Annotated in this window: 11 protein-coding genes; 2 read left to right on the forward strand and 9 right to left on the reverse strand. The window is 69.4% G+C overall.

Annotation, left to right across the window (positions count from 1 at the left end; genetic code table 11):
* The first annotated feature begins 156 nt into the window (after positions 1–156).
* Together HUA74_RS14700 and HUA74_RS14705 are read left to right on the forward strand one after the other, a co-directional pair.
* Positions 157–2,088, forward strand: coding sequence for a hypothetical protein (locus tag HUA74_RS14700; protein ID WP_174455026.1), 1,932 nt, complete (start codon positions 157–159; stop codon positions 2,086–2,088).
* Between the two features lie 91 nt (positions 2,089–2,179).
* Positions 2,180–3,559: a hypothetical protein gene (locus HUA74_RS14705; RefSeq protein ID WP_174455027.1), complete on the forward strand. Its 1,380-nt coding sequence runs from the start codon at positions 2,180–2,182 to the stop codon at positions 3,557–3,559.
* 137 nt (positions 3,560–3,696) lie between these two features.
* Here the strand turns inward: HUA74_RS14705 and HUA74_RS14710 are convergent, their stop codons facing one another.
* From HUA74_RS14710 to HUA74_RS14750, 9 genes are all read right to left on the reverse strand, one after another.
* Positions 3,697–4,935, reverse strand: a complete 1,239-nt coding sequence (locus HUA74_RS14710; protein WP_174455028.1) for a hypothetical protein — start codon at positions 4,933–4,935, stop codon at positions 3,697–3,699.
* A gap of 68 nt (positions 4,936–5,003) precedes the next feature.
* Complete coding sequence (locus HUA74_RS14715) at positions 5,004–5,534, reverse strand: hypothetical protein (RefSeq protein WP_141642930.1); 531 nt, start codon at positions 5,532–5,534, stop codon at positions 5,004–5,006.
* Positions 5,531–9,415 carry a type VI secretion IcmF C-terminal domain-containing protein gene (locus tag HUA74_RS14720; RefSeq protein WP_174455029.1) on the reverse strand — a complete coding sequence of 1,295 codons (3,885 nt, stop codon included), beginning with the start codon at positions 9,413–9,415 and terminating at the stop codon, positions 5,531–5,533. The genes HUA74_RS14715 and HUA74_RS14720 overlap by 4 nt, the downstream gene beginning before the upstream one ends.
* Before the next feature lie 3 nt (positions 9,416–9,418).
* Positions 9,419–9,730: a hypothetical protein gene (locus HUA74_RS14725; RefSeq protein WP_246137192.1), complete on the reverse strand. Its 312-nt coding sequence runs from the start codon at positions 9,728–9,730 to the stop codon at positions 9,419–9,421.
* Positions 9,731–9,740: 10 nt separating this feature from the next.
* Positions 9,741–10,379: a DotU family type IV/VI secretion system protein gene (locus tag HUA74_RS14730; RefSeq protein ID WP_141642932.1), complete on the reverse strand. Its 639-nt coding sequence runs from the start codon at positions 10,377–10,379 to the stop codon at positions 9,741–9,743.
* A 1-nt stretch (position 10,380) separates the two neighbouring features.
* Positions 10,381–12,027 (reverse strand): type VI secretion system baseplate subunit TssF, encoded by a 1,647-nt coding sequence (locus HUA74_RS14735; protein WP_141642933.1) that lies wholly within the window; start codon positions 12,025–12,027, stop codon positions 10,381–10,383.
* 13 nt (positions 12,028–12,040) lie between these two features.
* On the reverse strand, positions 12,041–12,643 hold the full coding sequence (locus HUA74_RS14740; RefSeq protein WP_141642934.1) for a hypothetical protein: 603 nt from the start codon (positions 12,641–12,643) through the stop codon (positions 12,041–12,043).
* Positions 12,644–12,669: 26 nt separating this feature from the next.
* The gene (locus HUA74_RS14745; protein ID WP_174455030.1) at positions 12,670–14,319 is read right to left on the reverse strand and encodes a hypothetical protein; all 1,650 of its coding nucleotides are present in this window, start codon (positions 14,317–14,319) and stop codon (positions 12,670–12,672) included.
* Entirely contained in the window at positions 14,316–14,714 is a 399-nt protein-coding gene (locus HUA74_RS14750) for a GPW/gp25 family protein (RefSeq protein ID WP_141642936.1), read from the reverse strand. The genes HUA74_RS14745 and HUA74_RS14750 overlap by 4 nt, the downstream gene beginning before the upstream one ends.

Below are 14,714 nucleotides of genomic sequence, written 5' to 3' on the forward strand. Positions count from 1 at the left end.
CGCTGCGTCGCAAGCACCCCAGGCGAGGCCTCGTCATGCGTGCCGGTGGAACGCGGTTGCGTCCTCGCGGACCGCAAGCGAGGCGCAGGGCGGCGGGTTTCGGGGCCAGGGGCCCGGCTTCGGGCTGGCACGGAACGGGCAAGTGCTCGCGGACGCATGGCCTTCCAGGAACGACTCGCGCTGTCCCTCACGCTGACCCAGGGCGGGCAGACCTTCGTCATTCCCGGCGGACAGGTGGAGGCCTTCTCCGTCCAGCTCCTGCCGCACGGCTTCACCGCCTCGGTGCGCTTCTGGACCGGACTGGAGAAGGATGACGCGGCGCTCTTCACCGCGTTCTCCACCCAGGACCTCCTGGACGTGAAGCTCTCCATCATCAAGGGGGGCTACCCTGTTCCGAAGACGCCGCCGGAGCCGCTCACCCTCCATGGGCTGGCGCGTGCCCGGGGGATGGAAGCTCGGACGCACGGCCCGGTGGAGGGCGCGCCGGTGCGCTTCCGGCGCTACACGGTGGAGTTCGAGGACGCCGCCCGGGTGCTCTGGCGCCAGCACCGTCCCACCGAGCTGCGCACGGACACCACCCTGGCGGCCCTGCTGACGGAGCACACGGCGGGGGCCTTCGCGCTGGACTGTGACTGGGACGTGCTCGACGAGAAGCGGCCCCTCATCTGTCTCGCGCTGGGAGAGGACGCGCCGGGCGTGGGCTTCCATGACTTCGTCGCGTGGCTTGCGGCGAGCCGGGGCGGCGTGTGGACCTATGACAGCGTGAAGGACCGCTATGCGCTCCTGGGCCGCAAGGCGCCCGTGGGCACGGCCGCGCCCCTCTCACGCGAGAAGGTGGAGCGGGTGGAGGTGGTGATGCCGGCCGTGCCCCGGCACGCAGCTCGGGTCCTCAATGTCTCGGCGCTCAAGCCCTCCACGCTGGATGTCCCGGCGACCGTGGGAGTCGTGGGGCTCCATCAGGACCATCTGGTGCGCACGCCCATCGTCTCCCAGGTGGAGCAGCGGCAGACGCTGGAGGTCTCCCGCCTGCGCGTCCCCCAACGACGGATGCGACTCACGTTCCGCCACTACCCCACCGTCGCGGTGAATCCCGGCGCGGGGATTCGGCTGGAGGGCGTGCTGTGGGGCAGCGCGGCGGTGGGGATGGGGGAGGACCTGCGTTCCGTGGAGCTGAAGCTGGAGGCTCGGACGCTCAACGAAGGGCCTCACGCGGGGCTTCAGATGCAGGACGCGGGGTTCACGGTGGAGATGTCGCTCCTGGTGGAGCGCACGACGGACACCATGGTGACGCTGCCGGTGCATCGGACGCCGCGCTATCCCATCCACGTCGAGGGCAAGGTGCTCAGCCCTGGAGGCGGGGAGAAGGACCGCATCTATCTGCTGTCGGAGGACAAGAAGACCTCGGTGCTCACGTGGCGGGTGACGGTACCGCTGTGGAACAAGGCGGTGAGCGTGCCGGCCGAGCCGGGCTTCTTCCCCGGACACTTCTACTTCCCGCCGTATAAGAACGCGCGCGTGCTGGTCGCGCTGCACTTCGACCGGGCGGAATTGCATCGTCACCTCGACTGGGCTGACGCCGCGCGGCTTCCCCAGGCAGGGCAGGGGGACGGAATCCTGCTGGGGAAGAACGACACCAGTCAGACGTCCATCGTCCACGACTACCAGGACATGAAGCCCGTGTGGCACCTGCGCCGGGTCTCCGGTCCGGACACCGAGACGGTGCGCATGGCCGAGGGCGTGATGATGTTCCGCACGAAGGAGGAGCCCGGCGCCGCCGCAGCCGAGTCCACCTACGATGTCTCGCCGCAAGTCGAGACGGCGCGCGCGGACCTCACGGCGGGCGTGAGCGGGGCCATGGGCGAGACGACCGCCGCGTACAAGACGGCGGCCGGTGCCTCTCAAGCGAAGCTGGACGGCGCCACGGCGGAGACGCAGGCGAAGCTGGAGGGCGCTCAGGCGGCGGTGAACGCGAAGGTGGCCGAGACGCGGGCCGCGCTCAACGGTGCCCTGTCGGGACTCAACGGGAGCACCGCTCCGCTGGATGGCGCCGCGGCCGAGGCACGCGTGGCGCTGGAGCGACTCAAGTGACGCGCGAGGGCCTGTCGCCCGGGCACGGCCCATGGGCGCGAGTGACGTGGGGCCTTCATGCGTGGGCCCGGAGCCGAAGGGAGGTCGAACCGTGAAGGCATTGCTGGGGACGCTGACGGAGCTTCGAGGCGACCTGGAGTCGTGCGGGGCGGGCTGCACGGCGCGCGTGGGCTCCTCGCGCACGGCCGTCGAGTCCGTGGGAAGTGGCATCGATGCCCTCATCACGTCGATTCGCCCCGAGCTGGAGCCCGTGCTCGCGGCGCTCCTGGGGCGCATCGACGCGCTCGACGCGAAGCTGGCGTCGCGAAAGGACGACGCGGACGCGGCCAGGCTGCGCGCGGAGTTGTCCCCCCTGCGCACCCAGGTGGATGGCGCTTCCGTATCGATGGCGTCGTCGTTGGCCGCGCTGGAGGGGAGCGTGGGCTCGCCACTGCGTTCGAGCCGCGAGGGCGCGGCGACGTCGCTGGGCACGCTCGAGTCGACGATGTCCGGGCAGGTCGAGTCCCTGCTCTCGCAGGTGGAGACGGTGGAGAAGGCCGTCGTGCCCGCGCAGGCCCAGGTGGAAGGCATCATCACCCAGGCGAGCGAGGCGCTGGATGCCCTGGTGAAAGGCGCGGTCGCCGCCGTCGCCGCCATCCGCGAGCCGCTGCAACAGGCGGTCAACACCGCGCTCGCGACGCTGGAGTCCGTCCTCACGCAATTGGCCACGGTGAAGGAGCAGGTGCTGTCGCTCTTCACTCCGCTGCCCGCGGTGCTGGAGCAACTCCAGGCGCTGTATCAGACGCTCGTCGGCTCGCTGGAGGCGCTGCTCACGCGCGTGAGTACGCTGTTGGATGCGATTCCGGCGGCGAACCTCCCCAAGCCGCTCGTGACTCCGGCGGTGCAGTCCATCCAGCAGGTGGTGACGCAAATCACCACGCAGCTCGGCACGTTCTCCTCGCAGATGGCGACGCAGATGCAGTCGCTCCAGGAGCAGGTGCTCACCCAGGTGGACACGGTGCGGACCCAGGCTCTCCAACAGGTGGACACGCTCCAGCAGCAGCTCGTGCAGCAGGTCGACTCGCTGAAGCAGGCCGTTCTCTCGCAGGTGCAGCCCGCGAGCGCGCAGATGGACGCCGCGGTGTCCGCCGCCGTCACGCAGGTGGGGACCGCGAGGGACCAGGCTGTCGCGCAAGTCACGGCCATCCAGGACCAGATGGCCGCTCAGGTGGAGGCGGTGAAGACCCAGGTGAAGGCGCGACTCCCCGCGCTGGAGCAACAGGTCGACGCCGGGGCCCAGGCCGCCCAGGCTCAGATGGAGGCCGCGGGCGCTTCCGCCGAGGAGCAGGTCACCACGGCGCGCACGGGTTTGAAGTCCCAGGTGGATGGCGTGGCGGGCACCGTCGGTGCGTCGCTCGACTCACTGGAGGCGCGGATGGCGCTGCCGCCACCTCCCGTGACACCAGGGCCCGGAGGCCCGCTCCGGGCGTGAGTCGCTGTCAATCCGTCGGGTGATTCCGAGACAAGGGGTTGTCGCGGACATGCGACAACTCGCACGAATCCAGGCTCGTAGTCGTTCGCAAGAGTCTTCTCGACGGAGCCTGGTCGGATGTTCCAGGACCCTGGGCGTTACAACTCCCCGAACAGGTTGGCCAGGAAGTTACCGACGGGCACGCGCGGGGGCATCACCCGGGTGTCGTAGATCTTCACCTCGCCCGCGGAGGCGAAGTAGTCGGTGGCGACCAACGCGCCGCCGACGCGCACGGGGTTGGGGACTGGGATGATGTTGAACGTGCCCGGGGTCTCCAGGGCGACCGTCGCCGCTCCGTTCCACTGCTTCAGTTCAATGGCGGGCGGCGCGCTCGCCTGGGTGCGCAGGCCGTCGACGTTGAAGACATACCCCGTGTTCACGACACGGACGGCGGGGTCCTTGATGTCCATCCCGGCGGAGGGGATGACTTGAATCATCGGCTCGATGGTGTCGATTCCCTCCGGGCTGTTCTTCATGCGCCGCTGCAAGTGGTCCAGGCAGACCTCCACTCCGATGCAGACCTCGTTGATGTCCTCGTGGGCATCGCCGAGCCGGAAGATGCAGCCACCCTGCAAGGAGTTGGTGGACCACTCGTCGCGGTTCTGGCTCCGGGTAGGGGCCTGGGACAAGGCGTCGTGAGAGCCCAGGGTGGGCACCGTGGCGCGGTACTTGTTGACGGAGCCGAGCAGGCTCATTCCGCGCGTGTCAACGTGTCCGATGCGAGCCCAGGCGGCATCGAAGGTCGTCGTCGTCTCGTTGATGTAGTCGATGCCGGAGACGTATTCCTTGTAGACGAGCCGCTCGTGCTTCCCGTCCGGGTTCAGGAAGCCCCCTTGTTGGATGAGCGCGATGTTGAAGACCTCGACGCCCGTCTTCCTGTTGGGCACCACGGGGTCCATCACATCCATGTACCCGATGATGGTCCCGAGGACGAACAGCCAGTTCCTGAACCGGTCCGGCCGCGCATTGAACGACCACTTGCGGAAGTCCTTGAGCACGTCGGCGATGAGCTCCAACGGGTAGCCGCCGCGGACGCCCCGGAAGAAGAACTCCGGCATCACGAACACCTTGAGCGTGGTGGCGTCCATGTCCGTGTGCGGACTGTTGGCCGCCGCCAGGATGGCGTTCTTCACGTAGGAGCACCGGTTCGTCAGGTCGGTGCGGTCGTTCGCGTGGCCCTTGTACGCCTGGGTCCCCTTGCCGGCCACGACACGGTGCGGAGGGCCAGGGAAGAGCTTGTGCGTCCCGTTCCAGATACGCCCAGGGGCGCCCGGGTTCTTCGCGTTGTAGCCAAGCTGGTGGTGATAGCCGATGAACTGAACGTCGTCGTAGCTCATGGGGTCTGCTCGAAGTGAGGGGCTTCGGTGGGGCTGCGCCCCGCGCGACGGCACGGGACGTCTTTGGACTACTTCCCGGCGGAGGGGGCCTCGATTTTCGGGCCCTCCACCTTGGGTGGCTCGACCTTGGGCGGTTCCACTTTCGGGGGTTCGACCTTGGACCCCTCGCCCTTGGGGGCGCGCTTCTTCTTCGGAGCGTCCGTGCGGATGCGGCTCTCTTCCAGCTCGATATCCACGCGCCCCGGAATGGGCGTGTCCAGCAGCACCTGCCAGGCCCCGTCCGGCGTGGTGAAGAGGAAGGAGATGGCCAGCGGCGACTCCTCCGGAATCTTCACCTTCGTCTGCGTCTTCTCGCCGGGATAGACGACGAGCGTCTGCACCACCGAGTCATCCGGGTGGACCACGCGCTCGGCCACGTCGGCGTAGAACTCCGTCATGTATCGCTGCGAGTCCACCGCGCGCACCAGCATGTGCATCGGCCGTCCCTGGTTCGTCCCGGGCGGCGACTTCACGTTGATGGTTAGGTGCGTCGGCGCGCAGGCCACCGTGCCCAGCGCGAGCGCCAGCATCACCAGCCACGGCCCCTTCGTCGCGCTCATCGCGTCACCTCCTGGAACAGCGTCCACGGCCCACCGCGCATGCCGAAGCGCAAGCGGATCTCCGAGTGCTCCGAGCCATCCGGACCCGGCAGCGGCCAGATGGCGTTGTGCTCGGCGTCGAACGTGGCGGAATCCAGGATGCGGAAGCAGTTCCACGACGAGCGCGACAACTCGGTGGAGCGATACCGCTTGCCCTCGCGCCCCGGCACCCGCAGCTCGACACCCACCGACGCCGACCGCGGCTCCCACCACGCCAGCGCGAAGTCCTGCCACGCGGGCGTCTGGTTGAAGCCGAAGGCCGCCGCCGCGCCGCACTTCAGGAAGGACATGGTGACGAAGCCGTTCTCGCCCGACGGCGGCAGCGGCAGCGGACGCACCTGGAGCATCAGCGCCTGGGGCTTGCCCTCGTCATTCCAGAGCAGCTTCGCCAGCTTCGAAAGCCGCCCGAGCATCGCCAGCATTCGCGGGGGGACGGACAGCTGCTGACGCAGCGCCCGGCGCAGCATCCACTCCGTGCCGCGCTCCTCCACCACCGGCGACAGCACCTGGTTGACGAACTGCCAGAAGGCGCCGTCCTTGCGCTTGAGCACCTCCAGCTCCGTGGGGTCCAGCTCCTGGCTCGCCTCCACGGCGAACGGATAGCGCCGCAAGAGGGGCGTGAGCAGCGTCCGGAAGCGCCACTCCCACTGCTCCTCCAGCACGCGCTCCAGCTCGGCCCGGCCCAGCTCTCGCGTCATCAGGAAGGGCTCGCGGAACGGCCGGCGCAGCTCCCCGAGGATGCCCTGCTTGTCCAGCCACGCATCCACGCGGCGCAGGTAGGAGCCTTCATCGTCCAGCAGCATCGACAGGCCCACGCGGCCCAGCGGCGAGAGCAGGTCCGTGAGCTGCCGGCCGCCTTCCTCCGTCGACGCGGGCACTTCCTCGCCCGCGGCGCGCAGCGACGCGGGAACGACCACGCGCTCTCCCAGCACCGGCGCCGCGTTGAAGCCCGACACCTCCGTGTGCAACTGCGACACCAGCAAGAGATAGGCGGCGAGCTGCGCCGTCTGGCCGTCCTTGTCCGGCGTCATGAGCTGCACGATGGGCCGGAACGCGGACAGCTCCTGTCGGAGCGGCTCGTAGTACGGGCCCTCCATGGGGCCGATGCCCGCCCCCGTGGCGACCTCGCGCAGCATCGACACCAGCTCCGACGTCGGCTGCGTCACCGCCGACAGCTCCGAGGCCAGCGACGTCGTCAACGCGGTGAAGCGGTAGTCGCGGTACTTCACCAGGAGGTCCTGGCGGTAGCGCTGTCCGAAGTTGGAGACCTTCTTCAGCACATAGCCCTGGCGCTGCGCGGCCTCCGCCCGCGACAGCTTCGAGTCCGTCATGCGGATGGTGAACTCGTCCACCAGCGGCCGGATGTCCGTCTCGAAGGTCAGCCACTCCGAACCATGGCGCGAGGGCAGGGTGTCCACCCGGCCCATGTCCATCGCGTCCTCCATGGACATGCCCATCCCCATCTCCGACGCGGACGCCACCGCGCCCGCCGGCAGGCGCACCGTCTGCCTTTGGAACGGCCGCTGGCCCTGCTCCATCTGCCGCAGAAGCTTGTCCAGCAGCACGCGGGACAGCTCCTTCGGGCGGAACTCGAACGACTGCTGCAGCACCCGCACCTCCAGGCGCGCATCCCCGTTGGTGGGCACGAAGAGGCCCCCGGTGCGCGTCAGCAGCTCCGCGGTGGACATCTCCGCGGCCGCCTTCAGGCCCGCGTCGATCTCCTCCTCCATGCGCAGCACCGCGGCCAGCATCGGCTCGTGCTCGCGGTGCCAGTCAATCGAGTCGAGCGTGCTCTCCACGCCCTTGAGCGTCGCCTGACTCTCCGGCGCACCCGAGGCGTCCAGCAGCGCGAGCATCTTGCGCGCGGACGTGTACGCGACGCTCTGGGCCAGGGTTATCTGGAGTCGCTTGCGCTCACTGGTCAGCACCCGCCACTGCTCCAGGTCCAGCTCGCTGGCGCCCATCACCAGCTGGAGCCGCTGGAGGTGGTCTCGCCACGGGCCCAGGTAGCTTTCCTCCGTCAGCCACTCGTAGGGCCAGCGCATCCACGGCAACTGCCCCTGCGCCTGCATCCCCGCGCGCCACGCCTGGTCGCTGGAGATGATGTAGTCGCCCACCACCTCCTCGCGCAGCTTGGTGGCCTGCATCCAGTTGGATTCCTTCGCGGCGGCGTGCGTCCCGATGAAGCCCAGGGAGTCCGCGGCCCAGTTCCAGCGCTTGCGGTACTGCACGTCCAGTCCGGACAGGATGAAGCGGCCCATGTCGTCGCCGCGAGAGGCGCGCGTCACCGCCATGACGTGCAGCATCTGCTCCGGGCGGCACAGCGTCTCGCGCTCGCAGCGCTCGTCCGAGTGCGTCGGCGCCCAGCGCGAGCGGTTGCCCACCAGCTCCGCCGGCGCGCAGCCGGGGATGAGCGTGCCGCAGCGCTGGCACTGCTCCTGGCAGCTCTCCAACAGCGGCTTGAGGTACGACAGCCGGACGGTGTTGGCGAGCTGATCTCTCAGCACCTCCTGCTCGTCGAGGAAGCTGTGGCTCAAGAGCGGGAAGTAGCGCGCCGCGGCCAGCAGCGTGTCCATGGACTGCATCGCGCCCTGACCCTTGTCCACCACGACTTCGCCCGACGCCGTCAGGTGCTGCTGCCCCAGCCGCTGCACCGTCGCCTCGAAGTCCTCCATGTGCCGCTGGGCTTCCTCCAGCTTCTTGTAGAAGTTTCCGTAGGCCCCGAGCACCGGCAGACAGCCCACCGCGAGCAGCAGCGCGCAGCGGCTCAGGTGCTTGCCGCGGTAGCGCGCGCGCAGCTCGATGTTTCGCTTCTCCGGGGCGATGGCGAACACGCCCGTGGAGCGCGCCTCCGGCATGGGCGACGACAGGTACACCCGCGACAGCTCCGGGCGATACGACAGCGTGCCGCCTTCCCACAGCCCGGTGACGAAGCGCGAGAGCGCCGCGAAGGACTCGCCACCGCGCGCGTAGAACTCCTCCAGCCGGCTGAAGGCCTCCACCGACAGCGACACGAGCCCGAGCGCGAAGTACTGCTCCATCGGCTGGAGCCCCGCGGCCAGCTTCGCCTCCTCACCCGGCGGCGGCACGTCCCAGTGCAGGGGAATGCCATGGCTGCGCAAGAGCTGGGCGAAGTCCGGGAAGCCCACCATCGCATCCATGTGCGTCAGGCACAGCCGCGTCTCCACGGCGCCCTTGCACACCTCGGAGAGCAGGTTGATCTTCCCGCGCACCAACTGGATGACCCGGCGCACTTCATCCGGCGGAGTCTCAGCCAGCCAGCGTGCGTCCAGCGCGATGGCGACCCGGCCCTTCTGCCGTCGGAAGCTCGCCTCCCACAGGCGGCGCAGCGCGCGGCGCGCCTCCTGGGTGTCATCCTCCAGCAGGGACGCGGAGACCTCCTGCACGATTTTGTCGGGCCCGAGGAAGATCTGGAGCAGCGGGTCCGAGGTGAAGCTGGGCATGAACTGGCGCTCCTGCCGCCGCCAGTCCACCTCCAGGTCGATGAGCGTCGTCTTGCCGGCGCCCGCCGGGCCGAACACCACCACCGTGGGGAAGTCCATCACCGCCACGCGGTAGCGCCACGGCAGCGCGCTCAGGAACTGCTTGCGGATGCGCACCAGCGCGTTCGCGTCCAGCTTCCTGCGCGGCTCCACCTGCGGCGCGGCGCGGCGCCGCTTGCGCCACCACCACACCAGCCCCACGACGAGGGCCACGGCGAGCAGCACCGCCAGACCTATCAACACCCAGGTCAGATAGGGCTTCGCTGCTTCCACCGTCGCAGGACTCGCGTTCGCCGCAGCGCTCGCGGCCGCGGCGATAGGGGTCTTCTCGCCCGCCATGACTCAATCCCTCTTCCCGCCCGCTTTCGCGCGGGCCGCGAGCTGGAGTCCTTCGAGGACGTCCTCCAGTCGCTCCAATGTCGCCTCCAGTTGCACGCCCCATGCCTCCCGCTCCTTCGGGGAGAGCCGGGCGCCGCCAGGGCCGGGTTCCAGGGCACGGGCCCCCTCACGAAGCACGTCCAGCAGGGGGCGGGTGCCCTCCGCGAGGCTTCCCAGGGACGAAGTGACGACCTGCTCCAGCCGCTCCACCAGCTCGGCCATGGCCTTCCGGGACGCGCTCGCGTCCATTCGTGACGCGGGGGGCGGCGGATTCATGGGGTGGCTCTCAGTTGGACAGGTGCCAGAGCAGCACGGGGACCGCGACGATGATGGACATCGTCACGGCGTAGTAGCGCCAGGGGAAGTCGTAGAGGGTGGGCGGGGGGCCCATGTCCTCGGTGGTGACCTCCGGCGCGACGGCGTGCGGCTGGGGGATGCGGGCCACCAGCTGCTCGCGGTAGTCGCGAAGCCGGGCGGGGTGGCCCACGTGCCGGCCCACGAAGCCCGCGGTGAGGCAGAAGTGCAGCATCTCGAAGAGCAAGGGCGGCGTGTCCTGCTTGCGCAGCCCCGCGTCGGCCAGGTCGAAGAAGAGGTCGCCGCCGGAGTCCACGCCGAAGGCCTTGAGCTGCAAGAGCGGCCAGTGCTGCGCGTCGTCATTCGCCAGCCGGCCGAGCACCTTCTCGTCCACGAGGAACGCGAAGGGCTGGAGCACCTGCTCCACGTCGTCTGAGCGCAGCCCTTCGCCCAGGTGGATGCGCAGCTGCTCCAGCTCGAAGACCAGGCCGCGCGACATGGCCTCCATGGCGCCCGGGGAGAGCCGCTCGCGCAGCTCGGAGTCCAGGCTCGGTGAGCCCAGCTCCCGCTCGAGCAGCTCTTCCACGCGTCGATAGGCCAGGAGGATGGCTTTCCAGTGAGACATCTTCATGTCAGGAGGCTCCCGGAAGGACGAGGGGACCCGCGCCGGCGATGGTCGCTCGCAGCTCCACCGTCGCTTCGTTGTTCCACACGTCCAGCAATTCCCGTACCCGCGTCAGGAAGCACACGACGAGGGGTTCGAAACCTTCCTCGAAGGGCTCCAGCACCACCTCGTACACGTGGCGCAGGCCCGAGCCGCGCCGGGCGCTGTCCGGCACGCGCTGCACGCTCAGCTCGCGCAGGAGCGGAAGGACGCGGCGGAAGGGGCCCTCGCCGGGGGTGCCCAGGTGCTCCAGCACGGCGCGCAGCTCCTCCAGCCCCAGCGTGGGCTGCGCCTTCCAGGCCAGCAACTGGGTGAGGGCCGTCAGGTCATCGCGCAGGGGGCTCTCGCGGTCCGGCTGGAGCTGGCCCACCAGCCGCCAGTCCAGACCCTCGATATGGCGCCCCGGCACTCCCACGGTGAGCCGGCCCAGGGCCTCCGAGGCGAAGCGCGGCTGGTGCCACAGCGCCTCCACCAGCAGCTTCCGGGGCGCGGAGAATGCCTCTGGCATGCGCAGCACCAGGTGGGGGGAAGGCCCGTGCTGGGTGGGGACCTCCTCCACCTCGTAGCCGGGGCCCTTGCCGGGCAGGTGGGCGGGCCGCAGCGGGGACAGGCCCGCCTTCGTCATCTCGTACACGCCCGTCACCGAGTGCAGCGCCAGCTCGCGCCCCGCGCTCATGTTGCGGATGGGGTGTTCGGAGCGCGTGCCGTCCGTGGTGATGACCTGGGCGGGCTCCGCGCGCAGGTTCTCCACCGGGACGGCGAAGGGGACCAGGAAGTCCGGCCGCAGGGAGCGGCCCACGGTCCACTCCTGCGCCAGGTCGAAGCAGAGGCTGAAGCGCCGCCACTCGCCGCGCGTGGGCGGCACCGCGACGTGGAGGAACAGCTCCGTCTCCGGGAAGAGGAAGAACGAACGCAGCCGCTGCAGGGGGTGCGCGAAGCTCGCCGAGTCATCCGGCGCGGGCGGCTCCCGGTCGAACGACACCTCGCACTTCGCGCCCGTGGAGTGCTCGTCCGCCAGCTCGCCGTACACCACGCTGACGTCGCGCAGGTGCTGGCGCAGCGAGTGGAACACGGCCAGCGACGGCAGGTACTCGTCCAGGTGGCGCACGTGCAGGCTCATCGTCTCCACCGCGTCCGCGCGCTCGTGGCGCGACTCGAAGTGGAGGATGAGCCGGTGGCCGCCGCGCACCAGGGGGCGTACCTGCGTGGACTCCAGGGTGACGGGCAGCACGCGCAAGTCACGCTGGAGCCGGAAGATGCCGGGCTCGCCCTCCGTGGGCGTCAGCCGCAGCTCCGTGCCGCGCGGCAGCAGCACCGGCTCGCCCATCTTCCCCGCGGGCATCGCCTGGACGACGGCGCGCGTGGGCAGCGGCTCCAGCAGGAAGTCGAAGAAGCCCGCGAACAGGCGCCGCCACGTGGAGCGCAGGTTGTGCAGCGTCGCCTGCCGCGTCTGCACGGAGAAGAACGCCATCGCCTCGATGAGGCGGCGCACGTCCGGGTCCTCGCGCTCCAGGGGGGCGGCGGGGTAGCGCTCGTGGAAGCGCTGACGGAAGCGCTCCAGCGAGGCCATCTCCTCGAGGAAGTCCTGGTGCAGCTTGTCCTTGGTGCCGCTCATCGGGTGTGCTCCCTCAACCCAGCTTCACCAGCGCGCCGGACACGCTGGTGACTCCGGAGGCCTTGAGGTTGGCCATGCCCTGCGCTTCCAGGTCAAGCGCGGCCTGGCCCGACACCTTGACGTTCAGCCCGCTCATGGAGGCCTCCGTCGTCCCCGACAGCTTCAGCGTGAGGCCGTCCACCTTGGCCTCGCCGCCGGTGGCCTGCATCGACGCCGTCATGCCCTTCATCGCCAGCGCCTGGGTGGCCTCCACGTTGATCTTCGCCGAGGAGGAGAGGCTTGCGTCCTGCATGGCGCTCTGCGTGAGCTTCGCCTGCGAGGTGAAGGTCATGTCCTTGGTGCTCTCCACCGTCAGCGTGTCCTGACTCTTCCAGTCGGACGTCTTGGAGGAGAGGAGGGTGATGGTCTCCGCGTCCACCTTGAAGTCCTTGACGGTGACGACGATGCTGTCCGCCTTCTGCACCACGGTGCTGGTGTCCGTCTGGCCCGCCACCTTGAGGGTGATGCTGGTGCCGTCCATCGTCACCGTCTGGAGAATCTGCCCGTCGGCGTTGTCCACCGTGACGGTGATGCCCTTCTGCTTGTCCAGCTCGATGGTGCAGACCAGCGTTCCCATGGTTCCTTCACGCCTCCAAAGCGCGCCTACGCGGGCTCTTCCTTCACCCGGATGGTCAGCGTCCCCTCCTTGATTTCGATGCGGGCCGTGTCCTTGGCGTTGGTCCTTTGCAAGAGGAAGACCGGCTTGCCCTCCGCATAGGAGTGCCGCATGGAGGTGCCGTTTTCGGGCGTCTTGCCCACCAGCAGATGGGTGCCCTGGCCGTCCGCGGGCATGCGCGCCGTGTCACGCCAGTCCAGGAAGCGCTTGAGCCAGGCCTTCTGGAAGTCCAGCCCCACCAGCACCCGCTCCCCCTTGTAGGCCGGGAAGTAGAAGTGCCCGGGCAGGAGGTTCGGGTTGAACGGGAGGGTGACAATCTGGTTCTGCCAGAGGGGAATCTTCACCTTGTAGCCGTCCTGCGACGTGGCCGAGTCGGTGTAGGCCTGCCACGTCTCGTGCGGCTGCTCGCCCATCTCGCTGACGATGAGTCCCTCCACGTAGCGGGGCCAGGTGGGCGGGGTGTATGCGGGCAGCTCCACCCAGGTCTCCGCCTGGGGCTCCAGCACGGTGTGCATGGCGAAGTCGAAGCCGGTGCTCTTGGCCAGGTGGTCCGCGTCCGGTGAGGACGCGAGCGCGTCCCCCCGCAACGCGATGGAGCGCACCCGGAACGTCTGCCCGGCGCCCAGCCCCGCCGCGGCCCAGGCCTGCGTCGTGGGCAGCTTCACCAGCATGCCCGGCGTCAGCGCGGTGGCGGGGAAGCGCCTCCACGTCAGGTCGACCTCCATGCCGCGAAGCTTGAGCCGCCCGGTCTCCAGCGTCACCCGCGCGTCCACCTCCGTGGTGATGGGGGTGCGCACGAGCACGTCCTGGCGGATGCCGGTGACGGCGCGCGCTTGGGTGATGGGCCGGGTGGCGGGGCCCTCGGCCACCGCGTTGAGCACATTCACGTCGTGGCGCGCCACCTCGGGGAAGCGCAGCGCCACCTGGTCCATCTCCGGACCCACCAACTGCACGGGCGTGCCCGTCGCGGCCTTGGCCGTGGACAGCGCGTACTTGCCCGCCGCGTAGTCGTACGCCAGCACGCCGTTGCGCGTGTCCACGTACCAGAGGAGGAAGTCGTAAAAGCTGGCGCCTTCCTCCGGCGTGAGGCCCAGGAACAACTGCGGGCAGGTGCTGTCCAGGCCCGCGCTCCAGTCGTAGTTGAAGGTGATGTGCGAGCCCTTGTGGGCGTCCAGCACGTCCTTCATCGACTTCTGCGTGTAGAGGATGCAGGGGAAGTGCTGGCTCCACAGCAGCTGGGCCGCGTCCTGGAACGTCACCCCGTAGCGGCGGTGCAGCAGGGGCGCGCCAGGGGCGGTCGTCGCGGGCATCTCCACCAGGGTGCGCTCGGAGACCAGGCCCTTGATCTTGAGGGACGTGAGCGCCGGCTGCTTCGCGGTGTCGGTGAACGTGCTCTTGAGCTCGAGCTGGACCTCCATCAAGTCCTGCTGGAGGAAGGCGGCCTTGAGCGCGTCCGTCTCCATGCCTCCCGCGGACGTGTTGTCCGCGAGGTCGAACTCCACGCGGCCCTCGAAGCCCCAGGGGCGCAGCTCCAGCGCGAAGGACTTCACGTCGCCCGCGGGGATGGCGTGCGCGGTGCCGCCCGCCGTCAGGGTGACGGACACCACCAACTTGTCGTCGAAGCCGCCGGTCGTCATGGCTCCTCCTCCACGCGCACGTGGGCACTGAGGGTGTCGAAGCGCAGGCGCAGCTTGTGGCGCTCGCCGCCCACGGTGCCCGTGAGGCCGAAGTGCAGCCACAGCCCCGCGTCGCGCCCGCGCAGCGTCAACTCCACGTCCGACAGGCGCGGCTCGTGGTGGGCAATCTCGTCGCGCAGCTCGCGGGTGAGCGTCTCCACCAGCTCGCGCGTGCCGTACTTCTCCGTGTACTCGCCCAGTCCAAAGTCGCGGCGGAAGAAGCCGTACCCCGCCTTGGTGTTCAGCACGGCCTCCAGGTTGCGCAGCACGTGCTCCAGCTCATTCGAGCCCTTGCGGCCGGTGCCCCGGCTGTCGCCACGGACCGCGAACTTGTCCAGGAAGGAAGCGCGGGCCAT

It is taken from the genome of Myxococcus sp. CA051A (assembly GCF_013336705.1).
GTDB lineage: Bacteria > Myxococcota > Myxococcia > Myxococcales > Myxococcaceae > Myxococcus > Myxococcus llanfairpwllgwyngyllgogerychwyrndrobwllllantysiliogogogochensis.

Excerpts from the sequence above, each read along its gene's own strand:
- HUA74_RS14700 (WP_174455026.1), top strand. The coding sequence starts at position 157 with ATGGCCTTCCAGGAACGACTCGCGCTGTCCCTCACGCTGACCCAGGGC.
- HUA74_RS14710 (WP_174455028.1), bottom strand. The coding sequence starts at position 4,935 with ATGAGCTACGACGACGTTCAGTTCATCGGCTATCACCACCAGCTTGGC.
- HUA74_RS14715 (WP_141642930.1), bottom strand. The coding sequence starts at position 5,534 with ATGAGCGCGACGAAGGGGCCGTGGCTGGTGATGCTGGCGCTCGCGCTG.
- HUA74_RS14720 (WP_174455029.1), bottom strand. The coding sequence starts at position 9,415 with ATGGCGGGCGAGAAGACCCCTATCGCCGCGGCCGCGAGCGCTGCGGCG.
- HUA74_RS14725 (WP_246137192.1), bottom strand. The coding sequence starts at position 9,730 with ATGAATCCGCCGCCCCCCGCGTCACGAATGGACGCGAGCGCGTCCCGG.
- HUA74_RS14730 (WP_141642932.1), bottom strand. The coding sequence starts at position 10,379 with ATGAAGATGTCTCACTGGAAAGCCATCCTCCTGGCCTATCGACGCGTG.
- HUA74_RS14735 (WP_141642933.1), bottom strand. The coding sequence starts at position 12,027 with ATGAGCGGCACCAAGGACAAGCTGCACCAGGACTTCCTCGAGGAGATG.
- HUA74_RS14740 (WP_141642934.1), bottom strand. The coding sequence starts at position 12,643 with ATGGGAACGCTGGTCTGCACCATCGAGCTGGACAAGCAGAAGGGCATC.
- HUA74_RS14745 (WP_174455030.1), bottom strand. The coding sequence starts at position 14,319 with ATGACGACCGGCGGCTTCGACGACAAGTTGGTGGTGTCCGTCACCCTG.
- HUA74_RS14750 (WP_141642936.1), bottom strand. The coding sequence starts at position 14,714 with ATGGCCCGCGCTTCCTTCCTGGACAAGTTCGCGGTCCGTGGCGACAGC.